Genomic DNA, 23,169 nt, shown 5'->3' on the forward strand with positions numbered 1-23,169 from the left:
GTGCGGAGCAATCTCCGCACCCGCCGCCGATCACTTCAGCGCCTTGAAGCGCACGCGCTTGGGCGCCGCGCCCTCCTCGCCCAGGCGCTTCTTCTTGTCGGCCTCGTACTCCTGGTAGTTGCCGTCGAAGAAGACCCACTGCGAGTCGCCCTCGGCCGCCAGGATGTGGGTGGCGATGCGGTCGAGGAACCAGCGGTCGTGGCTGATGACCAGCACGGTGCCCGCGTATTCCAGCAGCGCGTCTTCCAGCGCGCGCAGGGTCTCCACGTCCAGGTCGTTCGAGGGTTCGTCCAGCAGCAGCACGTTGCCGCCCTGGATCAGCGTCTTGGCCAGGTGCAGGCGGCCGCGCTCGCCGCCGGAGAGGTTGCCCACCTTCTTCTGCTGGTCCTGGCCGTTGAAGTTGAAGCGGCCGGCATAGGCGCGGCTGGCCATCTGGAACTTGCCGACGTTGATGATGTCCAGGCCGCCCGAGATGTCCTCCCACACGGTCTTGTCGTTGGCCAGCGCGTCGCGCGACTGGTCGACGTAGGCCATCTTCACCGTCTGGCCGATCACCACCTCGCCCGAGTCGGGCTGCTCGCGCCCTGCGATCAGCTTGAACAGCGTGGACTTGCCCGCCCCGTTGGGCCCGATGATGCCGACGATGGCACCGGCCGGGATGTTGAAGCTCAGGTTGTCGATCAGCACCCGGTCGCCGAAGCTCTTGCTGACGTTCTTGAACTCGATCACCTGGCTGCCCAGACGGTCGGCCACGGGGATGAAGATCTCCTGCGTCTCGTTGCGCTTCTGGTATTCGTAGTCGCTCAGCTCCTCGAAGCGCTGGATGCGCGCCTTGCTCTTGGCCTGGCGGCCCTTGGCGTTCTGGCGCACCCACTCCAGTTCCTTCTTCAGGGCCTTGGCGTGGGCTTCCTCGCCCTTCTGCTCGGCCTCCAGGCGGTTCTGCTTCTGCAGCAGCCACTCGCTGTAGTTGCCCTTGTAGGGAATGCCGCGGCCGCGGTCCAGCTCGAGGATCCACTCGGCCGCGTTGTCGAGGAAGTAGCGGTCGTGGGTGATGGCCACCACGGTGCCGGTGAAGCGCTGCAGGAAGATTTCCAGCCACTCCACCGATTCGGCGTCCAGGTGGTTGGTCGGCTCGTCCAGAAGCAGCATGTCGGGCTTGGACAGCAGCAGCGTGCACAGCGCCACGCGGCGCTTCTCGCCGCCCGAGAGCTGGCCGATCTTGGCGTCCCAGGGCGGCAGGCGCAGCGCGTCGGCGGCGATCTCGATCTGGTGCTCGGAGTCGGTGCCGGCGGCGGCGATCACCGCCTCGAGCTGGCCCTGCTCTGCGGCCAGGGCGTCGAAGTCGGCGTCGGGCTCGGCGTAGGCGGCGTAGATCTCGTCCAGCCGCTTCTTGGCGTCGTTGACCTCCTTCATCGCCTCGTCGATGGCCTCGCGCACCGTGTGCTCGGGGTCGAGCTTGGGCTCCTGCTCCAGGTAGCCGATCGACAGGCCGGGCATCGGCATCGCCTCGCCCTCGATCTCCTTGTCCACGCCGGCCATGATCTTCAGCAGCGAGGACTTGCCCGAGCCGTTGAGGCCGAGCACGCCGATCTTGGCGCCGGGGAAGAAGGAGAGGGAGATGTCCTTCAAGATCTGCCGCTTGGGCGGCACGGTCTTGGAGACGTGGTTCATGGTGTAGACGTACTGGGCCATGGCGGTGCTTGCTTACCTGCGAATGCTTGGGGGTGGGTGTGCGCGGCGAAGGGCCCGGGTGCCGGGCGGCGCAAAACGTGGATTATCCCCCGTGAGGCAGGCCGGCGCAGCGTGCCCCTGCCGAGTCGTGCGACAATGGCGCCGTTGCCGGACACAGTTATCCGCGACACGGCTTCCTGCCGGGGACGACGAGGCACCCGCCTCGCAGGCTCCCACCCCCCAACTCGACATGCCCTCGACTGGCCCGGCCGCCCCCTTCAAGGCGGCCCGCGGCGGGCGGTCACGCCACTGAAACACCGCGCCGTGTCAGGCGCTCTTTCGATTCAATGAACTTCGACGAACTGAAGCTGGCCCCGGCCATCCTCGAGGCCGTGCGCGAGCAAGGCTACGAAACCCCCACCCCCATCCAGGCCCAGGCGATCCCCGCCGTGCTCGAGGGCCGCGACCTCCTCGCCGGCGCCCAGACCGGTACCGGCAAGACCGCCGCCTTCACCCTGCCGATGCTGCACAAGCTCTCCAAGGGCCAGGGAAGGACCAACAAGTTCGGCAAGGACGGCATCGCCGCCCTGGTGCTGACGCCCACGCGCGAACTGGCCGCACAGGTCGAGGAGTCCGTGCGCACCTACGGCAAGAACCTGCCCCTCACCTCCACCGTCATCTTCGGCGGCGTGGGCATGAATCCGCAGATCGACCGCATCAAGCGGGGCGTGGACATCCTGGTGGCCACCCCGGGCCGCCTGCTCGACCTGCAGCAGCAGGGGCACCTGGACCTGTCCACCGTCGAGATCCTCGTCCTGGACGAGGCCGACCGCATGCTGGACATGGGCTTCATCCACGACGTGAAGAAGATCCTGGCCCTGCTGCCCGACGACAAGCAGAGCCTGCTGTTCTCCGCCACCTTCAGCGACGAGATCCGCGACCTGGCCAACGGCCTGCTGCGCAACCCGCAGAGCATCCAGGTCACGCCGCGCAATACCACCGTGCAGCGCATCACGCAGGTGGTGCACCCGGTGGGCCGCGCCAAGAAGAAGCAGTTGCTGGCGCACATCATCCAGCAGCACGACTGGAGCCAGGTGCTGGTCTTCACCCGCACCAAGTTCGGCGCCAACCATGTGGCCGACTTCCTCAACAAGAACGGCGTCACGGCCATGGCGCTGCACGGCAACAAGAGCCAGAGCGCGCGCACCCAGGCGCTGGGCGGCTTCAAGACGGGCGAGATCCGCGCCCTGGTGGCCACCGACATCGCCGCCCGCGGCATCGACATCGACGACCTGCCGCACGTGGTGAACTACGAGATCCCCAACGTGCCCGAGGACTACGTCCACCGCATCGGCCGCACCGGCCGCGCCGGCAAGGAAGGCCAGGCCGTGAGCCTGGTGTGCCTGGACGAGGAAGGCTTCATGCAGGAGATCGAGCGCTTCACCAAGCAGCAGATCCCCGTGCAGGTGATCGAGGGCTTCGGCCCCGACGAGGGCGAGCGGGCCGAGCCCATCGCCATGGGCCGCCAGACGCTGTGGGGCGGTGCCGGCCGCCCGCCCAGCCGCGAGGTGATGGCCGCCGCCGCCAAGGCCGCGCGCCAGGAGATGATGCAGCGCATCCGCGAGAACAAGGGCCAGGAAGGCGGACGCGGCCCGAAGAAGCCGGGCGGCGGCAACGGCAACGGCAATGCCGGCGGCGGCCGCGGCCAGCAGCGCGACGGCGCGCAGCAGCCGCGCCAGCACGCCCCCAAGCGCCACCACAACCCCAACCCGGCCCAGCCGCACGCGCTCTACGAGGAGCGCGTCGAGCGCCAGCCCAAGCACTACGGCAACACCACCAGTCCTTCGCACGCCGACCAGGTGGCGCACCGCCGTGCCGAATCCCTCGGCGGCGGCGCCGGCCAGCCCGACCCGCTGCGCACCAGCGTCGATGCCGCCTTCAGCCGCAACCGGCGCACCGGCGGCGGCGGTGGTGGTGGTGGCGGCGGCTACGGCGGCAACAAGCGCCGCGGCGGTGGCGGTGGCGGTGGTGGCAATTTCGGCGGCGGCGGCCGCCGCGGCTACTGACCCGCCCTGCACCCGGCAGGAGCAGGAAGGAAGGCCATGCCCGCGAGGGCATGGCCTTTCTCTTTTCCGCGGCCGCGCACCCGTGCGAGGCCCTGACAACATCGGGGACGGACATGCTCCTGCACAATGCGGCGCTTCCGCCGCCCGCCGAAGCGCCGCGGCCCGATTCCATCCGGCTTTCCGATCCCGCATGACCGCCAGCCTTGCCTCCCGCCCCCGCCTGCACGCCGCGCTGCGCGTCGCCGCCGCCGTGCTGGGCGGCTATGCCTTCTGCTGGGGCTTCATCGCCCTGGCCACCAGCGGCCTGTTCGCGCTGGGGATGCCCTTCCACGACGCCGAGCACCTGGGCAGCATCCTGGGCATGCTGCTGTACCTGGCAACCTTCCTGTGGGCCTTCGCGGCCCGCCGCTTGGCGCGCGTGTGGCTGGTGCTGGCCGGCGGCGGCGCGCTGATGGCCGGCGCGGCCTCGCTGGTGCAGCGGACCCTGCTCTGAAGGACGCACGCCATGTTCTCCAACTTCCGCCAGGCGATGGCCTGGGTGCACACCTGGTTCGGCCTGGTGCTGGGCTTCGTGCTGATGGCCTGCTTCTTCTTCGGCTCGCTGTCGGTGTTCGACCGCGAGATCGACCGCTGGGCCATTCCCGCCTCTCGCCATGCCGCGCAGCCCATGCCCTCGTTCGACAGGCTGCTGCAGCCCATCTTCCAGGACATGCAGCCCAGCAAGGAAAGCCTGGACTACCTGCGCGACCGGGTCGACGGACCGCTGCCCGCGCGCTTCGACACCGTGCGCAGCTGGGGCGCCTACACCACCCACCGCGATCCGGTGCTGTCGCTGTTCACCAGCTACGAGGTGCCCAACGCCAAGGACCCCGACGACGCGGCCCGCGGCAACCGCACCATCGACCCGCGCACCGGCGCCGCGCTGCCCGACGACCGGCTCAAGATCGGCAGCCAGTTCTTCTATCCGCTGCACTACAGCCTGAACCTGAGCTGGAAGGACCTGGGCTACTGGATCGTGGGCCTCGCCGGGCTGACGATGCTGGTGGCGCTGGTCAGCGGCGTGGTGATGCACCGCAGGATCTTCCGCGAGTTCTTCACCTTCCGGCCCAAGAAGTCGACGCAGCGCAGCGTGCTGGACCTGCACAACATGACGGGCGTGCTGGCGCTGCCCTTCCACTTCTTCTTCGCCTTCACCGGGCTGGTGATCTTCGCGGGCATCTACTTCCCGGTGACGCACACGCAGCTGAACCCGCTGCATGAGCTGCACGAGAAGCTGGAGGCCGAGGAGACCGGCCTGCCGCACGACCGCGCCGGCGTCGCCGCGCCGCTGGCCTCGGTGGACGCCATGGCCGCCGAGGCGCAGCGCCGCTGGGCCGCCAGGGGCATGGCCGGCGAGGTGGGCCTGCTCACCGTGAGCCACGTCGGCGACGCCAACGGCTACGTCAGCGTGTACCGCGCGGGCACCGACCGGATCGCGCTGGTGGGCGACGGCATCCACTTCAAGGCCAGCACCGGCGAACTGCTGCGCGAGGACCCGCCGCGCACGGCGGTGGACAGCGTCAACACCTTCCTGACCGGGCTGCACCTGCAGCACTTCCGCCACTGGCTGCTGCGCTGGCTGTACGTGCTGGGCGGGCTGCTGGGCTGCGTGTGCATCGCCACCGGCTTCATCTTCTTCGTCGAGAAGCGCAAGAAGCAGCACGCCGCCGCCGGCAGCCAGGGGAGCCGCGTGGTCGATGCGCTGGCGGTGACCACGGTGACCGGCATGCTGCTGGCCGCGCTGACGATCCTGATCGCCAACCGCCTCCTGCCGGAATCGCTGCCGGCCGGCTGGCCACCGCGCGGCGACCTGGAGCAGTACCTGTTCTGGGCCGGCTGGGCGCTGGCGATGGCGCACGGCTTCGCGCGCAGCGCTCCGGTGGCGCAGGGGCGGCCCAACCCGGCGTGGCGCGAGCAGTGCTGGGCCGTCGCGGCGATGGCCGTGGCCGCCGTCCTGCTGAACTGGCTGACCACCGGCGACCACCTCGCCAGGACGGTCTTCATCGACACCTACTGGCCGGTGGCTGGCGTGGACCTGTTCCTGCTGGCCTGCGCCGGGCTGGCGGCGGGGGCCGCGCGCCGGCTCGGCCGTCGCACGGCCGCGGGCGTCCGGCCGGCCCCTCGCGCGGAGGCGGCACATGCGTGAGGCGGCGCTGCTGGCCGCGGCGCTGGCGGCCTGCGTGGCCGGCATGGGCTGGCTGGCGCTGGCGATGGAGACGCACTGGACGCAGGTGCGGCCGGACGCGCCCACGCGGGCGGCCGTGCTGCGGCTGCGCGCGCTGGGCAGCCTCGACCTGGCGGCGGGCCTGGCGCTGTGCCTGCGCGTGGATCACGCCTCGATGGCGGTGCTCGTGTGGGTCATGGCCCTGGCCGGCGCCGCGCTCGCCGTAGGCCTCGTGCTCACCTGGCGGCCGCGCTGGCTGCGGGCACTGGCCTGGGTCGTCAGCCGGCCTTGAAGGCGGGGAGGTCCGGCAGCGGGATGAATTCCGTCTCGCCGGGCACCTGGCCCATGCGCTGCGCGGCCCAGTCCGCGCCGGCCTCGACGATGCGCTCGCGGCGGCTGGAGACGAAGTTCCACGCCATGAAGCGCGGCCCGTCCAGCGGCGCGCCGCCGATGACCACCAGCCGGACCGCCGCGTCGGCCTCGATCACCACGGCGCGGCCTTCGGGCAGCACCGCCATCGCGTGCTGCGCGACGGCATCGCCGTCGATCCGCACGTCGCCGTCGACCGGGTAGACGGCGCGCTCGGGCGCCAGCGGAGGCAGCTCGAAGCGCCCGCCCGCCGGCAGCCGGATGTCCAGGTACAGCGTCTCGCTGAGCGTGGCCACGGGCGACGTCGCGCCGAAGGCCTCGCCCACCAGCACGCGCACGGCCGCGCCCTGCTCCGTCAGCGCGGGGATCGCCTCGGCGGCGGTGTGCACGAAGCTCGGCTCCGCCTCCTCGTGCTCCCGCGGCAGCGCCACCCACAGCTGCAGGCCGTGGTTGACGAAGGTGCCGCCCTTCAGGCGCTCGGGCTTGCGCTCCGAGTGCACGATGCCGCGGCCCGCGGTCATCCAGTTGATGGCGCCGGGCAGGATCTCCTGCGCCGAGCCCAGGCTGTCGCGGTGCATCATCGCGCCCTCGAACAGGTAGGTCACCGTCGCCAGGCCGATGTGCGGGTGCGGGCGCACGTCGTGCCGGTCCTCTGGATGCTCGGTGACCGGGCCCATGTGGTCGAAGAAGACGAAGGGCCCGACCGAGCGCTGCTGCGCGGCGGGCAGCAGCCGGCGCACGAGGAAGCCGCCGCCCAGGTCCTTGTCGTGCGGCTTGAGCAATTGCAGGGGTTCGGTCATGGGGTGCTCCTTGTCTTTGTCCGGATGCCGGTGGGAAAGGCGGGCGCCGCCTCAGCCGCGCGCCGCGACGACCTGCGCGATGCGCTCGCCGAAGGCGCGCGCCGTGTCCAGGTCGCCCTGCGGCACCTCGGCCGCGCTGGCGTCCGAGGGCGAGGTGGTCAGCAGGCCGCCGTAGCCGCCCACGTAGTTGGGCGCGTGCCGCGTGGCCGCCTTGTCGTTGGTCGGCTTGATCCCCAGGCTGATCCACAGGCCGCTGTGCTGCATGGCCAGCTGCCACAGGTAGGTCAGCGTGGCGAACTTGTCGCCGTTCATGGTCGCGCTGTTGGTGAAGCCGGCGAAGAGCTTGTCCTTCCAGCCCTGGGCGAACCAGACCTTGGAGGACGCGTCGGCGAACCTCTTGAACTGCCAGCTCGGCCCGCCCATGTAGGTGGGCGACCCGAACACGATGGCGCTGGCCGCGGCGAGCACCTCCCAGCCGCCGCCCGGCAGGTTGCCGTCGGCGTCGATGGCGATCAGCTCGGCCTGCGCGCCCTCGGCCACCGCCTGCGCCACGCGCTGGGTGTGGCCGTAGCCAGAGTGGTAGACGATGACGATGCCGCTCATCGCGCGCGCCTCACTTCCTGTCCACACTGAAGCGGCCGGGGCCGAAGGCGGTGAAGGCGAGCAGGCCGCCGGCGATGGCGATGTTCTTCCAGAACATGAGCTGGTTGATCATCACCTTGTCGGCCGGCATCGACCAGTAGTTGTGGAAGAACAGCGCCGCGGCCAGCGTGAACAGCGCGATCAGCAGCGCGGCCAGCCGCGTCTTGAAGCCCACCAGCAGCAGGATGCCCAGACCCAGCTCGACCACGATGGCGATCGCCGCGCCCACCTGCGGCATCGGCAGCCCCACCGAGGCGATGTAGCCCGCCGTGCCGGCGAAGCCCGCGATCTTGCTGAAGCCGGCCGGAATGAACAGCGCGGCCAGGAAGATGCGCCCGAGCAGCGCGAGGCCGTCCTGGGTGGGCGTGGTGGAAGAGGTCTGGGTGATGGCCATGGAAGGGCTCCTTGCGTTGAAAAAGACAAACGTGTGAAAAGAGGGAAAGGAAAGCCGCGGCCCGTTCTGCGAGGCCGCGGCACCGGCACTTTACGGCGCCAGGTCGAAGACGAGGACTTCGGCGTCCTTGCCGTGCGACAGCGCCAGGCGCGATTCGTCCGCGATCATCGCCGCATCGCCGCCGCCGAGCTGCCGGCCGTTGACCTGCACCTCGCCGCGCACCACGTGCACGTAGGCCTTGCGGTGCGGGTCCAGCGCCAGCTCGGCCGCCTCGCCGCCGTCGAACAGGCCCGCGTACATCCGGGCGTCGGCATGGATGCTCACCGCCGCGCCCTCGCCTTCCGGCGCCGCCACCAGCGCCAGCCGGCCGCGCTTGTCGGCCGCGTCGACCTTCTTCTGCTCGTAGCCCGGCGTGATGCCGCGCACGTTCGGCTCGATCCAGATCTGCAGGAAGTGCGTGGTCTTGTCGGCCTCGTGGTTGAACTCGCTGTGCATCACGCCGCGGCCGGCGCTCATGCGCTGCACCTCGCCGGGCGGGATCGACTCCACGTTGCCCATGCTGTCCTTGTGCGCCAGCGCGCCGTCGAGCACGTAGCTGATGATCTCCATGTCGCGGTGGCCGTGGGTGCCGAAGCCGGCGCCGGCGGCCACCCGGTCCTCGTTGATCACGCGCAGGTTGCCCCAGCCCATGAAGGCTGGGTCGTAGTACCCCGCGAACGAGAAGCTGTGGAAGGACTTGAGCCAGCCGTGATCGGCGTAGCCACGTTCCTGGGAGCTGCGGACTTGCAACATCGTTGAACCCTTTCGAATGCGGGCAGCAGGCACATCGTGGATGCCTTGCCCTCTCGTGGGCGGTGCCGGTCTGCACCGCGATGGAAGGTACTTTAGGCCGGCCGCACGGTTCCGGGAGGCAGCCGTCTTGAAGACACCATTCAAACGATTTGAATGACAATCCGCCCATGCCCGGCGCGCGCGAAGTCCTCACCCCCGACGCCCTGGCGATGCTCCAGACCGTGGCCGAGCGCGGCAGCTTCGCCGCTGCCGCGCGCGCGCTGGGCGTGGTGCCCAGCGCCCTGACCTACCGCGTGCGCCAGATCGAGGACGCGCTGGACGTGCTGCTGTTCGACCGCAGCGCCCGCCAGGCGCGGCTGACCGAGGCCGGCGCCGAGTTGCTGCGCGACGCCGGCCGGCTGCTGGCCGAGATCGACGCCGTGGCCAACCGCGTGCGCCGCATCGCCACCGGCTGGGAGCCTCAGCTCACCATCGCCATCGACAGCGCGATCGCGCGCGACCCGCTGTACGACCTGGTCGGCGCCTTCTACGCGCTGAACCCGCCTACGCGCCTGAAGCTGCGCGACGAAACGCTGCTGGGCACCATCGAGGCGCTGACCAGCGGCGAGGCCGACCTGGCCATCGGCGCCGTGCTCGACGCCCAGAGCCTGGCCTTCACCGGCGGCGGCATCCGCAGCTGCCTGCTGGGCGAGATCCGCTTCGTCTACGCCGTGGCGCCGCACCACCCGCTGGCCGGGGCGCCGCAGCCCCTCACCGAGGCGCAGATGCGCGCGCACCGCGCCGTGGCCGCCGCCGACTCGGCCCGCCAGCGCCAGGGCATGAGCGTGAACCTGCTGGAAGGGCAGGACGTGCTCACCGTGCCCACGCTGCAGGCCAAGCTGCACGCGCAACTGCACGGCCTGGGCGCCGGCTTCCTGCCCGAGCCGATGGCGCGGCCCTATGTCGAGGCCGGGCACCTGGTGGAACTCGCCACCGAGCGCCCCGCGCCGCTGGGCCGCATGCACTGCGCCTGGCGCGTGCGCAGCGCCGCGCAGCCGGGGCTGGCGCTGAAGTGGTGGCTGGCGCAGTTCGAGCACCCGACCACCCGCGAGGCGCTGCTCATGCGGCACCGCGGGCGCGGGCCGAGCGGTTAGAGTCGGGCGCCATCCCCTCACCGCACACCGCCGCCATGCCCATCGCCGACCGCCACACCCCGCCGCCCCGCCGCATCGCCATCGTCGGTGCGGGCCTCGCGGGCCTGACGGCGGCGCGCACGCTGGTGCAGGCGGGCCACGCGGTCGCGCTGTTCGAGCGCGACGCGCGACCCGGCGGCCGCCTGGCCGGCTGGGAATCTCCCTACGGCAGCTTCGACAGCGGCGCGCAGTACTTCACCGTGCGCGACGAGCGCCTGCGCCGCGCGCTGGACGCCACCGGCGCTCCCTGCCGGCGCTGGAGCGCCAACGCCGTGCGCGTGCTCGACCCGGCCGGCCGGCTGGTCGAGGCCGCGCTGCCGGGCCTGGAACCGCACTGGGTCGCCGTGCCGCGCATGGACGCGCTGGCCGCCCACTGGGCCGCGCCGCTGGGCGAGGCGCTGCACCGGGGCACCACCGTCGTGCGCATCGAGGCCGACTCGCTGCAGCCCGGCCGCTGGCAGTTGCGCACGCAGGGCGAGGCCGACGACACCGCCGTGCAGGCCGGCTTCGACGCCGTGCTGCTGGCGGTGCCGCCGACCGCCGCGCGCCTCCTGTTGGCGCCGGTGGCCGAGGGCCTGGCGCGGCATGTGGCCGACGTGCGCATCGCGCCGTGCTGGTCGCTGCACCTGGCCTTCGCGCAGGCCAGCCAGCCCGGCTTGCCGCACCTGGGTCCGCAGTGGAACTGCGCGCGCTCCACCCACCACCGCGTGGCCTGGCTGGCGCGCGAATCCTCCAAGCCCGGCCGCGGCGCCATCGAGCGCTGGACGGTGCAGGCCAGCGCCGAGTGGTCGCGCGAACACCTGCGCGACGACGCGGCGCGCGTGCGGGCCAAGCTGCTGCGGGCCTTCGCCGAGATCACCGGCATCCTCGCCACGCCCACGCTGGCCGAGGCGCGCCTGTGGACCGAGGCCAAGACCGAGACGCCGCTGGGCCGCTCGCACCTGTGGGACGCGAAGGCCGGCCTCGGCGTGGCGGGCGACTGGTGCATCGGCCACCGGGTGGAAGACGCCTTCGTCTCCGGGCTGGAGCTGGCGCTGGCCGCACTCTGACGCGTGAGCAGGCCGCCCGAGCCGCCGCCGGGCCGCCCCAAGGCGGCGAGCGCCCCCTCGGGGGGCAGCGAAGCGGGGAGCGTGGGGGCCACATACACCGGCCGCTTCGCGCCCTCTCCCACCGGCCCACTGCACGCCGGCTCGCTGGTCGCCGCCCTGGCGAGCTGGCTGGATGCCCGCGCCGCCGGTGGCCGCTGGCTGGTGCGCATCGAGGACGCCGACACCGAGCGCTGCATCGCCGGCATGGAGGAACGCATCCTCGGCCAGCTCACCGACTGCGGCCTGCGGCCCGACGCGCCGCCCGTGCGGCAGACCGCGCGCACCGCGCTGTACGACGACGCCCTGCAGCGATTGACGCGCGCCGGCCTGGCCTACCCCTGCGGCTGCACGCGGCGCGACATCGACGCCGCCCTGGCCGCGCAGGGCATCGCGCACCGGCGGCACGGCGAGCGCGTCTACCCCGGCACCTGCCGCGGCGGCCTGCACGGCAAGCCCGCGCGCTCCTGGCGCTTCGCCACCTGGCGCATGGCCGGCGCATCGGACGTGCAGTGGCACGACCGGCGCCTCGGCCCGCAGCGCCAGGACGTGATGCACGAGGTCGGCGACTTCGTGCTGCGCCGCGCCGATGGCCCCTGGGCCTACCAGCTCGCCGTGGTGGTGGACGACGCCGACCAGGGCGTGACCGACGTGGTGCGCGGCGAGGACCTGGCCGACAACACGCCGCGCCAGATCCTGCTGCAGCGCGCGCTGGGCCTGCCGGTGCTGCGCTACCTGCACACGCCGCTGGTGCTGGCGGCCGACGGGCAGAAGCTCTCCAAGCAGAACGGCGCCGCGCCGATCGAGACGCACACGCCGGCCGCCGCGCTGGCAGCCCTGCAGTCCGCCGCGGCGGCACTCGGTCTGCCGCCCTGCCCCTCGGCGAACACGCCCGACGAGGCGCTGCGCGTATGGGTCGCGCCCTGGGCCGCTCTCTACAATCCGCCGCCGTGATCGCCGACCCCACGCCAGAGCAGCAGCCGCAGGACCTCCCCGCCGGCGACCCCGACCATCCCGCCCACCGCCGCATCAAGAGCTTCGTCCGGCGCGCCGGGCGCACCACCGAGGCCCAGGCCCGCGCCTATGCGGACTGGGGCCCGACCTACCTGCTGCCCTACCGCGAAGCGCCGCTCGACTTTGCCGCCGCCTTCGGCCGCCAGGCGCCCACCGTGCTGGAGATCGGCTTCGGCATGGGCGAGGCCACGGCCCACATCGCCGCCGTGCGGCCGCAGGACGACTTCCTGTGCTGCGAGGTGCACGAGCCGGGCGTCGGCGCCCTGCTCAAGCGCGCCGGCGAGCAGGGCCTGGGCAACATCCGCATCGTGGCGCACGACGCGGTGGAGGTGCTGCAGCACATGGTGCCGCCCGCCTCGCTGGCCGGCGTGCACATCTTCTTTCCCGACCCCTGGCACAAGAAGCGGCACCACAAGCGCCGCCTGGTCCAGCCGCCCTTCGTGCGCCAGCTGGCCGAGCACCTGGCGACCGGCGGCTACATCCACTGCGCGACCGACTGGCAGCCCTATGCCGAGCAGATGCTGGAGGTGCTCTCGGCCGAGCCGCTGCTGGCCAACACCGCGGCCGGCTTCGCGCCCAAGCCGGACTACCGCCCGCTCACCAAGTTCGAGAACCGCGGCCTGAGGCTCGGCCACGGCGTGTGGGACGTGGTGTTCCGCCGAGCCTGATCAGTCCACCAGCTCGAAGCGCACGGGCACCTCCACGCGCGCAGGGATCGCCGCGCCGGACGCGCCCCGCGCGGGCTGGAAGCGCCAACGCGGCAGCACCTCGCGCACGGCCTTCGCGAAGGCCGGATGCGAAGCGGACACGATCTGCGCATCACGCACCCGCCCGGAGCGGTCGACCGTGAAGCGCACCCGCACCGTGCCGCGGGTCTCCTGGTCCAGCAGTTCCTCCGGGTAGCGGGGATCGACCCGCGCCAGCAGCCTGGGCGGCACCTCCACCGGCTCGCTGTCCAGGGGCTCGGGCGCCGGCCGGGCACCGGGCCGGGGAGCCGGCGTGTGCATCACCGGCGGGCCCGGCGGCAGCGCCTCGACCGCAGGCACCGGCTCCGGGGCCGAGTCCTGCACGCGGGGCACCTGGCGGGTGCAGGCACCGGCGCACAGGGCCAGCAGCGCGACGGCCGCCCATCGGCCCGGCAGACCGCAATGCACGCGACCGCCTGTCAGTCTTTCGTTGGCATGAGGCATAAATGTTGCTAATCTGAAACCATTGTCAATAAAGGTGAACAGCCATGGACGACCGCAGACGTTGGCTGACCCGCTGCGCGAGCGCCGCAGCCGGGCTCGCCGTGCCTTTTCTCGCGCGCAGCGCCCCGGCCGGCACCGTGGTGCTGGGCCAGTCCGTCCCCCTCACCGGCAACGCCAGCGAGATCGGGCTGGCCTACGCCGGCGGCGCCAAGCTCTGCGTCGACGCGTACAACGACAGTGCCGGCGATCTGCCGCGCATCGAGCTGCGCCAGCTCGATGATGCCTACAGCGCCGAGCGCGCCGCGGCCAATGCCCGCAAGCTGCTGGACGAGGGCTGCGATGCGCTGTTCGGCTTCGCCGGCGCGGCCAGCACCCTGGCCGCCGCCCAGGTGGCCCAGCAGCGCGGCGCCATTTTCTTCGCGCCCTTCGCGGCGCCCGACGCGCTGCGCAGCGCGTCGTACCCGCAGGTGTACCTGGTGCGCCCCAGCATGGCGGACGAAGCCTTCAAGATGGTGCAGTACTGCGCCACGCTCGGGCTCACCCGCATCGCCCTGGTGGGCGACGACGACGCGCTGGGACGGGCCGGGCTGGAGGCCGTCAACCGGGCGCTGGCCGACCTGAAGCTGCCCGCCCTGGCGGTCACCGCCTTCGTGCCGCCGAACGGCACGCAGGTCGACGCGGCGGTGGCCGCCGTCAAGGCGGTGCAGCCGCAGGCGATCATCCAGGCGGCGCTGTTCCGCAGCACTGCCGCCTTCATCCAGAAGATGCGCGGCGCCGGCTATGCGGGCGCCTTCCTCAACTTCTCCACGGTCGGCATCGACCCGCTGTACTACGCGCTGGGACAGCAGATCGGCGGCGTGGTGGTCTCGCAGGTGGTGCCCTCGCCGCGCAGCCGGACGACGCCGATCGTGCGCGAGTACCTGGCGGCCATCGACGCGAGCGACCAGACGCCCGGCTACGAAGGGCTGGAAGGCTTCATCGCCGCCAAGACCCTGGCCGAGGCCGTGCGCCGCGCCGGCCGGGGCGCCAAGGCGGCGGCGCTGCAGCGCGTGCTGCCCGGCATGGCGCATTACGACGTGGGCGGCTTCCGGCTGAACCTGCGCTCCGGCGTGCGCGAGGCCGCGTCGGCCATCGAACTGGTGTCGATCTCGGCGGACGGGCGGCTGATCCGCTGAGGCGGGCGCCGGCCGCCGGGCCGGCATGTCAATTGGCGGACAGCCGCGGCGCCGCCAGAGGTCTAGAGTGGACGTTTCCCACGACCCCACAAGACCGGAGACACGCAGCGATGAATGCAAGAGCGAATTTCGTGCGCATGCAGGACAGCACGCGCGAGGACTGGCAGGCCATCGGCGGCGAATTCATGCACTTCGCCCAGGGCCTGCCCGACCGGGTGATGGCGCACCTGAAGCTGCTCGAAGGCGACTACGGCGGCTTCCCGGTCGACCGCTGCACCCACTCGCTGCAGACCGCCACCCGCGCGCTGCGCGACGGACGCGACGAGGAGTACGTGGTCAGCGCCCTGCTGCACGACATCGGCGACACGCTGGGCAGCTTCAACCACCCGGACATCGCGGCGGCCATCCTCCAGCCCTTCGTCGGCGAGGCCAACCACTGGATGGTCCAGCACCACGGCATCTTCCAGGGGCACTACTTCTTCCACCACATCGGGCTGGACCGTGACCTGCGCGACCGCTTCAGGAACCACCCGCACTACGAGCGCACGGCCGAGTTCTGCGAGCTGTACGACAACCCGGCCTTCGACCCGAAGGGCGAGACCTTGCCGATCGGCGAGTTCGAGCCCATGCTTCGCCGGCTGATGCGCGAGCCGCGCCAGAGCGTCTACAAGGCCGCGCTCGCCCCCGAGACCGCCTGAACCCCGGAGACACCCCATGAACGCCACCACCCCCGCCGAAAACCGCGCCGTGCGCCAGCTCGTCTCCGACGAGGAATGGCAGTTGCGCACCGACCTGGCCGCCTGCTACCGCCTGGTGGCGCTGTACGGCTGGAGCGACCTGGTCTTCACCCACATCAGCGCCCGCATCCCGGGGCCGGAGCACCACTTCCTCATCAACCCCTACGGGATGATGTTCGACGAGATCACCGCCTCCAGCCTGGTCAAGGTGGACATGGACTGCAACAAGCTGATCGACTCGCCCTGGCCGGTCAATCCGGCGGGCTTCGTCATCCACAGCTGCATCCACGCCGCCCGCGAGGACGTGCAGTGCGTGCTGCACACCCACAGCCGCGCCGGCGTGGCGGTGAGCGCGCAGAAGTGCGGCGTGCTGCCCATCAGCCAGCAGAGCACCTTCGTGCTGTCCTCGCTGGCCTACCACGACTACGAGGGCGTGGCCGTGCGCGACGACGAGAAGCCGCGCCTGCAGCAGGACCTGGGCCACAACAATTTCCTGATGCTGCGCAACCACGGCCTGCTGACGGTGGGCAGGACGGTGGCCGACGCCTTCCTCAACATGTACACCTTCGAGAACACCTGCCGCATCCAGATCGACGCGCAGGCCGGCGGCGAGCTGGTGACGGTGAACCCGCGCATCCTCGACGGCCTGTCGCAGGTGATGAAGACCGTCACCACCGGCCTGGGCGCCAACATCGCCTGGCCGGCGCTGCTGCGCAGGCTCGATCGCGAGAGCCCCGGCTACCGCGACTGAGCCGCGACCGGAGCGCCCTCCTCGTTCGGAAGGCCGTCGATGGGCGCTTCGGCGGTGCCGATGGTCCTGCGGGTGATGGCTTCCACCTGCTCGCGCATGCCCTGCGGATCGGCGATCCACTTTCCGTAGAACTCGTAGGGGCAGTCGGCCACGCCCTGGTCGCCGTCGCCGGAGCGGATGACGCCGGTGTAGCCGCGGTGCAGCAGCTTGAACAGGTGGTTCTCGCTCTGGCCGTTCTTGCGGAAGTCGCGGATCAGGCTCTTGGACAGGGCCGCGTACTGCACGCCCATCTCTTCCTCGCCGCACTCGCCCAGCGTGCGCCCGTCGAAGCCGATGAGGGCCGAGTGGCCGAAGTACGAATACACGCCGTCGAAGCCCGCGGCGTTGGCCACCGCCACGTACACGTTGTTGGCGAAGGCCATCGCCTTGCTGATGAGGATCTGCTGCTCCTTGGCGGGGTACATGTAGCCCTGGCAGCGCACGATCAGCTCGGCGCCCTTCATCGCGCAGTCGCGCCAGATCTCCGGGTAGTTGCCGTCGTCGCAGATGATCAGGCTGATCTTCAGGCCCTTCGGGCCTTCGCTCACGTAGGTGCGGTCGCCCGGATACCAGCCCTCGATCGGCACCCAGGGCATGATCTTGCGGTACTTCTGGACGATCTCGCCCTGGTCGTTCATCAGGATCAGCGTGTTGTAGGGCGCCTTGTCCGGGTGCTGCTCGTGCCGCTCGCCGGTGAGCGAGAACACGCCCCACACCTTCGCCTTGCGGCAGGCGGCGGCGAAGATCTCGGTCTCGAAGCCGGGCACGCTGGCGGCGTTCTCGAGCATCTCGGCGCCGTCGTACATGATCCCGTGCGTGCTGTACTCGGGGAAGATCACCAGGTCCAGCCCCGGCAGGCCGGCCTTCAGGCCCTCGACCATCGAGGCGATCTGCTCCGCGTTGGCCATCACCTCCGCCCGCGTGTGCAGGCGGGGCATCCTGTAGTTGACGACCGCGACGCCGACGGTGTCCTTGCTGCTGGAAATGTCGCCGTGGATCATGGCAGGTTGACCTCGTGTGAATCGGTGATGGCACGCATTGTGGAAAGCGCCGTGCCCCTGCGCGAATACGTTGATTGACGTAGCCGCGGGCGGGGCCAGAATGCGCGGAAATCCACGGAGACACCCCATGACGCGCATGCCCAGGCTGGCCGCTGCCGCGGCCATCGCGCTCGGGGCCGGCCTGGCGACGGCGCCCTCGGGCGCGCGTTCGCCGCTGGACGGCCATCCGTCGCAGACGCGCTACCTCTCCAACGACGCGCCCTTCGTGGTCTTCGGCGTCACGCCGACCCACGTGGACGGCAGCGCGCGGCAGGTGCTGCTGAGCTTCGTCGCCACCGACCGCGTGGAGCAGGTGAACGTCTTTCCCTTCGTGCGCGCGGCGCCTGACGCACCCGCACAGATGGCCGCGCAGGTGCCTTGCGGTCCTCGCGACCCCGGCTCCTGGGACTGCCTCGTGCCCGTGGCCGGCCTGCTGGCCCGGCTGGAGGGCGCCGCCGGCCAGCTCGGCCTGCGCATCGAAGCGCACGGCGACCTGACCCAGCGCGGCCGGCACAGCACGGTGATCGTCACCCTGCCGGTGCGGCGCGCGCCGGCGGGCTTCAATGGCTGATCATCCAGGGCCGCTTCGACGGGAAGGCCTTGGCGCCGTTGGACGCGGTGATGGTCACCTTCGATCGGCCGCCGGCGCAGCAGCCGCAGCCGGCCGGGTGCCGCAGCCGCTGGTAGTCGCGCGAGCTTTTCGGCTCGTGGCGGGCGCGCTCGTTCACGTCCATCGCCCGCCGCGTGCCGCCGTCCAGCAGCGCCAGGCACGGCGCGGCGGCGAACACGCGCGGCGAGGCCCCGCCGCACGCCGGGCAGGCAGCCGGGTCGTTGCGTTCGTTCAGGCTGCGGAAGGCGTCGAAGCCGCCGCAGTCGCGGCATTCGTAATCGTAGGTGGGCATCTCAAAGATCCGGCGACAGCGGCATGTCGATGCTGCCGTCGAGAAACTTCGTCGGACCGGCCGCTGTCGGGTTGATGTCGAAGTCGAAGATCTGCGTGGGCAGCCACAGCGTCGCGCAGGCGTTGGGGATGTCCACCACGCCGCTGATGTGCCCCTGCACCGGCGCGGTGCCGAGGATCGAATACGCCTGCGCGCCCGAGTAGCCGAACTTCTTCAGGTACTCGATCGCGTTCAGGCAGGCCTGGCGGTAGGCGATGTGCACATCCAGGTAGTACTGCTTGCCCTGCTCGTCGACGCTGATGCCCTCGAAGATCAGGTAGTCGTTGTAGGTGGGCGTGATCGGGCTGGGCTTGAAGATGGGGTTCCTGATGCCGTACTTGGCCATGCCGCCCTTGATCAGGCTCACCCGCATGTGCACCCAGCCGGCCATCTCGATGGCGCCGCAGAAGGTGATCTCGCCGTCGCCCTGGCTGAAGTGCAGGTCGCCTACCGACAGGCCCGCACCGTCCACGTAGACGGGGAAGAAGATCTTCGAGCCGCGCGAGAGGTCCTTGATGTCGCAGTTGCCGCCGTGCTCGCGCGGCGGCACGGTGCGGGCGCCCTCGGCGGCCACCCTGGCCTTGGCCTCGCCCTGCAGCTTGCCCAGGTGCGCCGTGGCGGCGAAGGGCGGGTTCGCCAGGCCGGGCACGCGGTCCGGGTCGGTGGCGATGAAGTCCACCTCGCGCTTGTTCCACATGTCGAGCATCGGCTTGTCGGGCAGGCAGCCGATCAGGCCCGGATGGATCAGCCCCGCGAAGTTCACGCCCGGCACGTGGCGCGAGCTGGTGAACATGCCGTGGAAGTCCCAGATCGACTTCTGCGCCTGCGGGAAGTGGTCCGTCAAGAAGCCGCCGCCGTTGTTCTTGCTGAAGAAGCCGTTGAAGCCCCAGAGCGAGTCCTGCTTGGCGCCGATGTCCAGCAGGTCCACGACCAGCAGGTCGCCGGGCTCGGCGCCCTTCACGCCCACCGGACCGCTCAGGTAGTGCACCGTCGTCAGGTCGATGTCGCGCACGTCGTCGGCGCTGTCGTCGTTCTTGATGAAGCCGCCCGTCCAGTCGTAGGTCTCCAGCACGAAGTCGTCTCCCGGGTTGACCCAGCAGGCCATCGGGATGTCCGGGTGCCAGCGGTTGTGCACCATCTCGTTGGACGGCGCGGGCTGCGACAAGTCGACCTGGATGAGGGTTTCGGGCATTTGGAAGGCTCCTGGTTGAAGTGCGGACGAAGGAAGAAGATCAGCGGCTCATGACACTGCGCACCGCCCACGCCAAAGAAAGCAACGCCCTGCATGCAGCGGGCCTGGCGGCCGCGGAGCAGGCCATGCGGGAACACGCACGGAACCGGCTCTGCCGGGCCGTGGCGTGTGCCCCCTTGAGGGGGTTGGCGAAGCGGAACGAAGTCCGCGGAGACTGGGGGTGTGTCATTTCACACCGAGAGGTACGCCTTGATGTGCGCCTCGTCGGTCTTGTCGCGCGCGGTCTCGTGCACCAGCCGCCCGCCCTCGATGACGAAGAGGCGGTCGGCCACGTCCATCGCGAAACTCAGCACCTGCTCCGAGACGACGATGGTGATGCCCTTCATCTTCCGGATCTCGTTCAGGGCGCGGGCGATGTCCTTGATGATGGACGGCTGGATGCCTTCGGTCGGCTCGTCCAGCAGCAGCACCTTGGGCTCGGTGACCAGCGCGCGGGCGATGGCGAGCTGCTGCTGCTGCCCGCCCGAGAGGTTGCCGCCCTTGCGCCGCTTCATGTCGAACAGCACCGGGAAGAGCGCGTAGATCTCGTCGGGGATGCGGCGCGTGGGGCTGTTCTCCAGGCCGGTCCGGATGTTCTCCTCGACGGTCAGCGTGGGAAAGATCATCCGCCCCTGCGGCACGTAGGCGATGCCCTTGGCCACGCGGCGGAAGCTCTCGTCGCGCGTCACGTCCTGCCCCGCCACCTCGATGCGGCCGCTCTTGACGGGAAGGATGCCCATCAGCGCCTTGAACAGCGTGGTCTTGCCCATGCCGTTGCGGCCCATGATGGCCACCGTCTCGTTGGCCAGGCCCTCGAAGGAGATGCCGTGCAGCGCCTCGCTCTGGCCGTAGGCGACGTGCAGGTCCTCGACGTTCAGCATCACGTTGCTCATCTCAATGCCCCAGGTAGACGTCGATGACCTTCGGGTCGGCCTGCACTTTTTCCATCGGCCCTTCGGCGAGGATCTTTCCCTGGTGCATCACCGTCACCTTGTGCGCGATCTGCTTGACGAAGTCCATGTCGTGCTCGATCACGATGACGGAGCGGTTCTGGCAGATGCGCTTGAGCAGCGCCGCCGTCAGCTCGCGCTCCCTGGCGCTCATGCCGGCGATGGGCTCGTCCAGCATCAGCAGCTCGGGCTCCTGCATCAGCAGCATGCCGATCTCCAGCCACTGCTTCTGGCCGTGGCTGAGCAGGCCCGCCTCGGTGTCGAGCCGGTCGGCCAGGCCGATCTCCTCGGCCACCACCTGCACCCGCGCCTTCACCTCGTCGGTGCACTGGAAGGCCAGCGCGCCCAGCACGGAGCGGCCCGCCGGATAGGACACCTCCAGGTTCTTGAAGACCGACAGGTTCTCGTAGATGGAGGGCGTCTGGAACTTGCGGCCGATGCCCAGGCGCACGCGCTTGTGCTCGGCCATGCCTGTCAGCTCGGTGTTCCTGAACTTGATGCTGCCGCTGCTGGCCTTGGTCTTGCCGCAGATCAGGTCCAGCAGCGTGGTCTTGCCGGCGCCGTTGGGGCCGATGATCACGCGCAGCTCGTTGCGGTCGATGTAGAGGGTCAGCGTGTCGATGGCCTTGAAGCCGTCGAAGGAGACCGTGAGGTCTTCCACGGCGAGGGCGAAGTCGGTGTTGCTCATGGTGCTCGGCTCCTCAGGCGCCCTGGCCGCTCATGCCCTCGGGCAGGTCGCCGCCGGCCTTGCCGCCGCCGCGCGGCGGCAGCACCTCCGGGTAGGCCGCGTGCGCGGCGGCCAGGCGCTCGGCATCGGCCAGGCGCTCGATGCGGCGGCGCTGCCACCAGGGCTTGATCTTCTCGTCCCACAGGCCGGCCAGCCCCATCGGGAAGGCCATGGTCACGCCGATGAACAGGGCCGCCATGAGGAACAGCCACAGGTCGGGGAAGCTCTCGGAGAACAGCGTCTTGCCGGCGTTGACCAGCAGCGTGCCGTAGACCGCGCCGACCAGGCTCATGCGCCCGCCCACGGCGGCGAAGATCACCATCTCGATCGAGGGCACGATGCCCACGAAGCTGGGCGACATGAAGCCCACCTGCAGCGTGAACAGCGCCCCGCCGATGCCCGACAGCGCGGCGGCCAGGCAGAAGGTGAAGACCTTGAAGTTGGACACGTCGTAGCCCGAGAAGCGCACCCGGTCCTCCTTGTCGCGCATGGCCAGCAGCAGCGTGCCCAGCTTGCTGGTCTGGATCCAGCGGCACAGCACGATCGAGCCGATCAGCAGCGCCACGCAGACGAAGTAGAGGATGTACTTGGCGCTGTCGGTGCGGGTGTCCCAGCCCAAGAGCGTCTTCAGATCGGTCATGCCGTTGACGCCGCCGGTGTAGCCCTGCTGGCCGATGATGAGCACGGTGAGGATCAGCGCCACCGCCTGCGTGATGATGGCGAAGTACACCCCGCCCACGCGCCGCTTGAACATCGCGAAGCTGATCAGCCAGGCCAGCGCCATCGGCACCAGCACCACGGCCAGCAGCGCCAGCGGCAGGCTCTTGAAGGGCAGCCAGATGAGCGGCAGCTCGGTGATCTGGTTCCAGTCCATGAAGTCCGGGATGCCGGGCGTGGACTGGATCCTGGTGCTCTCGGGGTCCGAGGCCTCCAGCTTGAGGAACATCGCCATCGCATAGCCGCCCAGCCCGAAGAACACGCCCTGCCCCAGGCTCAGCACGCCGCCGTAGCCCCACACCATCACCAGCCCGACGGCGACGAAGGCATAGCACAGGTATTTGCCCACCAGGTTGAGGCGGAAGATGTCCAGCGTGAGCGGCAGCACCACCGCCAGCAGCAGGGTGAGCAGCAGCAGGCTGCCGAGTTGGTAGCGCTTGATCAGGGCCTTGAGGGATTGCATGGCGTCGGTTCGGGGGAAGGAGGAATCAGCGTCGGACCCTGGAGGCGAACAGGCCCTGCGGCCGCACCATCAGGATCAGCACGATCAGCGACAGCGTGAGCACCTTGGCCATCGAGCCGGTCATGAAGAACTCCGAGATCGACTGCGTCTGCGCGATGCCGAAGGCCGAGACCACCGTGCCCAGCAGGCTGGCGGCGCCGCCGAAGGTGACGACCAGGAAGGAGTCGACGATGTAGAGCTGGCCCGAGGTCGGCCCCGTGGAGCCGATGGTGGTGAAGGCCGCGCCCGCCACGCCGGCGATGCCGCAGCCGATGGCGAAGGTCAGGCGGTCGGTCTTCTTCGTGTCGATGCCGGTGGCGTTGGCCATGGTGCGGTTGGCCACCGTGGCCCGCACCCGCAGGCCCCAGCGGCTCTTGTGCAGCGCGATCAGCACCCCGGCGGTGACGATGGCGGTGAGCGTGAGCACGAACAGGCCGTTGATCGGGATGTCCAGCCCCTCGGCCGGCGCCCAGGAGCCCATCAGCCAGTCGGGCAGCGTCGGGCTCACCTCCTTGGGGTTGATGAAGGTGCGGAAGCACTGCTGCAGCCCCAGGCTCACGCCCCAGGTGGCCAGCAGCGTGTCCAGCGGGCGGCTGTAGAGGTGGCGGATCAGCGCCCATTCCATGATCCAGCCGAAGACGAAGGCCACGCAGAAAGCCAGCGCGATCGCCACCGGGAAGTAGTAGGCCATGGCGCCCGGCGCGAAGCGCTCGGTGAGTTGCGCCGACATGTAGATGGTGTAGGCGCCGATCGCCATGAACTCACCGTGCGCCATGTTGATGACGCCCATCTGGCCGAAGATGATCGCCAGCCCCAGGCCCATGAGCAGCAGCACCGCGAACAGCGAGAGGCCCGCGAAGCCCTGCATCAGGCCGATGTTGAGCATGTCGGAAAGGGTCATGGAGAAGGCTTCCGGGAAGACGGGGCGAACGGAAAGGGGCCGGCGCCCGGGCCGGCCCCA

General features: G+C 70.4%; 25 protein-coding genes. 12 read left to right on the top strand and 13 right to left on the bottom strand.

What is annotated here, in order from left to right; translation table 11 throughout:
• Window positions 1-30: 30 nt before the first annotated feature.
• Entirely contained in the window at window positions 31-1,692 is a 1,662-nt protein-coding gene (gene ettA, locus Q392_RS16165; protein ID WP_038209915.1) for an energy-dependent translational throttle protein EttA, read from the bottom strand.
• Window positions 1,693-2,018: 326 nt separating this feature from the next.
• On the opposite strand from ettA, the gene Q392_RS16170 reads away from it, so the two are divergent.
• From Q392_RS16170 to Q392_RS16185, 4 genes are all read left to right on the top strand, one after another.
• A complete protein-coding gene (locus Q392_RS16170) occupies window positions 2,019-3,737 on the top strand; it encodes a DEAD/DEAH box helicase (RefSeq protein WP_038209918.1) in 1,719 nt (572 codons plus the stop codon).
• A gap of 190 nt (window positions 3,738-3,927) precedes the next feature.
• Window positions 3,928-4,230: a hypothetical protein gene (locus Q392_RS16175; RefSeq protein ID WP_051953571.1), complete on the top strand. Its 303-nt coding sequence runs from the start codon at window positions 3,928-3,930 to the stop codon at window positions 4,228-4,230.
• A gap of 12 nt (window positions 4,231-4,242) precedes the next feature.
• Window positions 4,243-5,922, top strand: a complete 1,680-nt coding sequence (locus Q392_RS16180; RefSeq protein ID WP_038209920.1) for a PepSY-associated TM helix domain-containing protein — start codon at window positions 4,243-4,245, stop codon at window positions 5,920-5,922.
• Window positions 5,915-6,232: a DUF3325 domain-containing protein gene (locus Q392_RS16185; RefSeq protein ID WP_038209922.1), complete on the top strand. Its 318-nt coding sequence runs from the start codon at window positions 5,915-5,917 to the stop codon at window positions 6,230-6,232. The genes Q392_RS16180 and Q392_RS16185 overlap by 8 nt, the downstream gene beginning before the upstream one ends.
• Here the strand turns inward: Q392_RS16185 and Q392_RS16190 are convergent.
• The 4 genes from Q392_RS16190 to Q392_RS16205 form a co-directional block, all read right to left on the bottom strand.
• On the bottom strand, window positions 6,219-7,109 hold the full coding sequence (locus Q392_RS16190) for a pirin family protein (RefSeq protein WP_038209925.1): 891 nt from the start codon (window positions 7,107-7,109) through the stop codon (window positions 6,219-6,221). The two genes, Q392_RS16185 and Q392_RS16190, sit on opposite strands and share 14 nt — an antisense overlap.
• 51 nt (window positions 7,110-7,160) lie before the next feature.
• Window positions 7,161-7,712, bottom strand: a complete 552-nt coding sequence (locus Q392_RS16195; protein WP_038209927.1) for a flavodoxin family protein — start codon at window positions 7,710-7,712, stop codon at window positions 7,161-7,163.
• Window positions 7,713-7,722: 10 nt separating this feature from the next.
• Window positions 7,723-8,145, bottom strand: a complete 423-nt coding sequence (locus tag Q392_RS16200; RefSeq protein WP_051953573.1) for a DoxX family protein — start codon at window positions 8,143-8,145, stop codon at window positions 7,723-7,725.
• Between the two features lie 90 nt (window positions 8,146-8,235).
• Complete coding sequence (locus Q392_RS16205; protein WP_038209929.1) at window positions 8,236-8,937, bottom strand: pirin family protein; 702 nt, start codon at window positions 8,935-8,937, stop codon at window positions 8,236-8,238.
• 167 nt (window positions 8,938-9,104) lie between these two features.
• Between Q392_RS16205 and Q392_RS16210 the strand changes: the two genes are divergently transcribed.
• From Q392_RS16210 to trmB, 4 genes are all read left to right on the top strand, one after another.
• A complete protein-coding gene (locus Q392_RS16210; protein WP_038209934.1) occupies window positions 9,105-10,070 on the top strand; it encodes a LysR family transcriptional regulator in 966 nt (321 codons plus the stop codon).
• A gap of 35 nt (window positions 10,071-10,105) precedes the next feature.
• The gene (locus tag Q392_RS16215) at window positions 10,106-11,158 is read left to right on the top strand and encodes an NAD(P)/FAD-dependent oxidoreductase (RefSeq protein ID WP_038209936.1); all 1,053 of its coding nucleotides are present in this window, start codon (window positions 10,106-10,108) and stop codon (window positions 11,156-11,158) included.
• Between the two features lie 81 nt (window positions 11,159-11,239).
• Window positions 11,240-12,148: a tRNA glutamyl-Q(34) synthetase GluQRS gene (gluQRS, locus tag Q392_RS16220; RefSeq protein ID WP_038209939.1), complete on the top strand. Its 909-nt coding sequence runs from the start codon at window positions 11,240-11,242 to the stop codon at window positions 12,146-12,148.
• Window positions 12,106-12,876 carry a tRNA (guanosine(46)-N7)-methyltransferase TrmB gene (trmB, locus tag Q392_RS16225; protein WP_038209941.1) on the top strand — a complete coding sequence of 257 codons (771 nt, stop codon included), beginning with the start codon at window positions 12,106-12,108 and terminating at the stop codon, window positions 12,874-12,876. The genes gluQRS and trmB overlap by 43 nt, the downstream gene beginning before the upstream one ends.
• On the opposite strand, the gene Q392_RS31355 is transcribed toward trmB, so the two are convergent.
• Window positions 12,877-13,362, bottom strand: a complete 486-nt coding sequence (locus Q392_RS31355) for an energy transducer TonB (RefSeq protein ID WP_051953575.1) — start codon at window positions 13,360-13,362, stop codon at window positions 12,877-12,879. It lies immediately after the preceding gene.
• An 80-nt stretch (window positions 13,363-13,442) separates the two neighbouring features.
• Here Q392_RS31355 and Q392_RS16235 point away from each other — a divergent pair, with 80 nt between their 5' ends.
• From Q392_RS16235 to Q392_RS16245, 3 genes are all read left to right on the top strand, one after another.
• A complete protein-coding gene (locus Q392_RS16235; protein ID WP_038209943.1) occupies window positions 13,443-14,573 on the top strand; it encodes an ABC transporter substrate-binding protein in 1,131 nt (376 codons plus the stop codon).
• 110 nt (window positions 14,574-14,683) lie between these two features.
• On the top strand, window positions 14,684-15,271 hold the full coding sequence (locus Q392_RS16240; RefSeq protein ID WP_038209944.1) for an HD domain-containing protein: 588 nt from the start codon (window positions 14,684-14,686) through the stop codon (window positions 15,269-15,271).
• Window positions 15,272-15,287: 16 nt separating this feature from the next.
• Window positions 15,288-16,061 carry a class II aldolase/adducin family protein gene (locus Q392_RS16245; RefSeq protein ID WP_038209945.1) on the top strand — a complete coding sequence of 258 codons (774 nt, stop codon included), beginning with the start codon at window positions 15,288-15,290 and terminating at the stop codon, window positions 16,059-16,061.
• Here Q392_RS16245 and Q392_RS16250 read toward each other — a convergent pair.
• Complete coding sequence (locus Q392_RS16250) at window positions 16,049-17,101, bottom strand: aliphatic amidase (RefSeq protein WP_038209946.1); 1,053 nt, start codon at window positions 17,099-17,101, stop codon at window positions 16,049-16,051. The genes Q392_RS16245 and Q392_RS16250 overlap by 13 nt on opposite strands.
• 127 nt (window positions 17,102-17,228) lie before the next feature.
• On the opposite strand from Q392_RS16250, the gene Q392_RS16255 reads away from it, so the two are divergent.
• Complete coding sequence (locus tag Q392_RS16255; RefSeq protein WP_038209948.1) at window positions 17,229-17,711, top strand: hypothetical protein; 483 nt, start codon at window positions 17,229-17,231, stop codon at window positions 17,709-17,711.
• On the opposite strand, the gene Q392_RS16260 is transcribed toward Q392_RS16255, so the two are convergent.
• The 6 genes from Q392_RS16260 to urtB form a co-directional block, all read right to left on the bottom strand.
• On the bottom strand, window positions 17,701-18,042 hold the full coding sequence (locus Q392_RS16260) for an FmdB family zinc ribbon protein (protein WP_038209949.1): 342 nt from the start codon (window positions 18,040-18,042) through the stop codon (window positions 17,701-17,703). The two genes, Q392_RS16255 and Q392_RS16260, sit on opposite strands and share 11 nt — an antisense overlap.
• Window position 18,043: 1 nt before the next feature.
• The gene (fmdA, locus tag Q392_RS16265; RefSeq protein WP_038209950.1) at window positions 18,044-19,273 is read right to left on the bottom strand and encodes a formamidase; all 1,230 of its coding nucleotides are present in this window, start codon (window positions 19,271-19,273) and stop codon (window positions 18,044-18,046) included.
• A 230-nt stretch (window positions 19,274-19,503) separates the two neighbouring features.
• Window positions 19,504-20,193, bottom strand: a complete 690-nt coding sequence (gene urtE, locus Q392_RS16270; protein ID WP_038210029.1) for an urea ABC transporter ATP-binding subunit UrtE — start codon at window positions 20,191-20,193, stop codon at window positions 19,504-19,506.
• A gap of 13 nt (window positions 20,194-20,206) precedes the next feature.
• Window positions 20,207-20,950 carry an urea ABC transporter ATP-binding protein UrtD gene (gene urtD / locus Q392_RS16275; RefSeq protein WP_038209951.1) on the bottom strand — a complete coding sequence of 248 codons (744 nt, stop codon included), beginning with the start codon at window positions 20,948-20,950 and terminating at the stop codon, window positions 20,207-20,209.
• Between the two features lie 13 nt (window positions 20,951-20,963).
• The gene (urtC, locus tag Q392_RS16280; protein WP_038209953.1) at window positions 20,964-22,169 is read right to left on the bottom strand and encodes an urea ABC transporter permease subunit UrtC; all 1,206 of its coding nucleotides are present in this window, start codon (window positions 22,167-22,169) and stop codon (window positions 20,964-20,966) included.
• A gap of 25 nt (window positions 22,170-22,194) precedes the next feature.
• Entirely contained in the window at window positions 22,195-23,109 is a 915-nt protein-coding gene (gene urtB, locus Q392_RS16285; RefSeq protein ID WP_038209955.1) for an urea ABC transporter permease subunit UrtB, read from the bottom strand.
• Between the last annotated feature and the right edge of the window lie 60 nt (window positions 23,110-23,169).

Source organism: Xenophilus azovorans DSM 13620 (assembly GCF_000745855.1).
Taxonomy (GTDB): Bacteria; Pseudomonadota; Gammaproteobacteria; order Burkholderiales; family Burkholderiaceae_C; genus Xenophilus; species Xenophilus azovorans.

Bases quoted from the DNA above. Each gene is read 5' to 3' on its own strand.
- ettA (WP_038209915.1), bottom strand. From the start codon at position 1,692: ATGGCCCAGTACGTCTACACCATGAACCACGTCTCCAAGACCGTGCCG.
- Q392_RS16170 (WP_038209918.1), top strand. From the start codon at position 2,019: ATGAACTTCGACGAACTGAAGCTGGCCCCGGCCATCCTCGAGGCCGTG.
- Q392_RS16175 (WP_051953571.1), top strand. From the start codon at position 3,928: ATGACCGCCAGCCTTGCCTCCCGCCCCCGCCTGCACGCCGCGCTGCGC.
- Q392_RS16180 (WP_038209920.1), top strand. From the start codon at position 4,243: ATGTTCTCCAACTTCCGCCAGGCGATGGCCTGGGTGCACACCTGGTTC.
- Q392_RS16185 (WP_038209922.1), top strand. From the start codon at position 5,915: ATGCGTGAGGCGGCGCTGCTGGCCGCGGCGCTGGCGGCCTGCGTGGCC.
- Q392_RS16190 (WP_038209925.1), bottom strand. From the start codon at position 7,109: ATGACCGAACCCCTGCAATTGCTCAAGCCGCACGACAAGGACCTGGGC.
- Q392_RS16195 (WP_038209927.1), bottom strand. From the start codon at position 7,712: ATGAGCGGCATCGTCATCGTCTACCACTCTGGCTACGGCCACACCCAG.
- Q392_RS16200 (WP_051953573.1), bottom strand. From the start codon at position 8,145: ATGGCCATCACCCAGACCTCTTCCACCACGCCCACCCAGGACGGCCTC.
- Q392_RS16205 (WP_038209929.1), bottom strand. From the start codon at position 8,937: ATGTTGCAAGTCCGCAGCTCCCAGGAACGTGGCTACGCCGATCACGGC.
- Q392_RS16210 (WP_038209934.1), top strand. From the start codon at position 9,105: ATGCCCGGCGCGCGCGAAGTCCTCACCCCCGACGCCCTGGCGATGCTC.
- Q392_RS16215 (WP_038209936.1), top strand. From the start codon at position 10,106: ATGCCCATCGCCGACCGCCACACCCCGCCGCCCCGCCGCATCGCCATC.
- trmB (WP_038209941.1), top strand. From the start codon at position 12,106: ATGGGTCGCGCCCTGGGCCGCTCTCTACAATCCGCCGCCGTGATCGCC.
- Q392_RS16235 (WP_038209943.1), top strand. From the start codon at position 13,443: ATGGACGACCGCAGACGTTGGCTGACCCGCTGCGCGAGCGCCGCAGCC.
- Q392_RS16240 (WP_038209944.1), top strand. From the start codon at position 14,684: ATGAATGCAAGAGCGAATTTCGTGCGCATGCAGGACAGCACGCGCGAG.
- Q392_RS16245 (WP_038209945.1), top strand. From the start codon at position 15,288: ATGAACGCCACCACCCCCGCCGAAAACCGCGCCGTGCGCCAGCTCGTC.
- Q392_RS16250 (WP_038209946.1), bottom strand. From the start codon at position 17,101: ATGATCCACGGCGACATTTCCAGCAGCAAGGACACCGTCGGCGTCGCG.
- Q392_RS16255 (WP_038209948.1), top strand. From the start codon at position 17,229: ATGACGCGCATGCCCAGGCTGGCCGCTGCCGCGGCCATCGCGCTCGGG.
- Q392_RS16260 (WP_038209949.1), bottom strand. From the start codon at position 18,042: ATGCCCACCTACGATTACGAATGCCGCGACTGCGGCGGCTTCGACGCC.
- fmdA (WP_038209950.1), bottom strand. From the start codon at position 19,273: ATGCCCGAAACCCTCATCCAGGTCGACTTGTCGCAGCCCGCGCCGTCC.
- urtE (WP_038210029.1), bottom strand. From the start codon at position 20,193: ATGCTGAACGTCGAGGACCTGCACGTCGCCTACGGCCAGAGCGAGGCG.
- urtD (WP_038209951.1), bottom strand. From the start codon at position 20,950: ATGAGCAACACCGACTTCGCCCTCGCCGTGGAAGACCTCACGGTCTCC.
- urtC (WP_038209953.1), bottom strand. From the start codon at position 22,169: ATGCAATCCCTCAAGGCCCTGATCAAGCGCTACCAACTCGGCAGCCTG.
- urtB (WP_038209955.1), bottom strand. From the start codon at position 23,109: ATGACCCTTTCCGACATGCTCAACATCGGCCTGATGCAGGGCTTCGCG.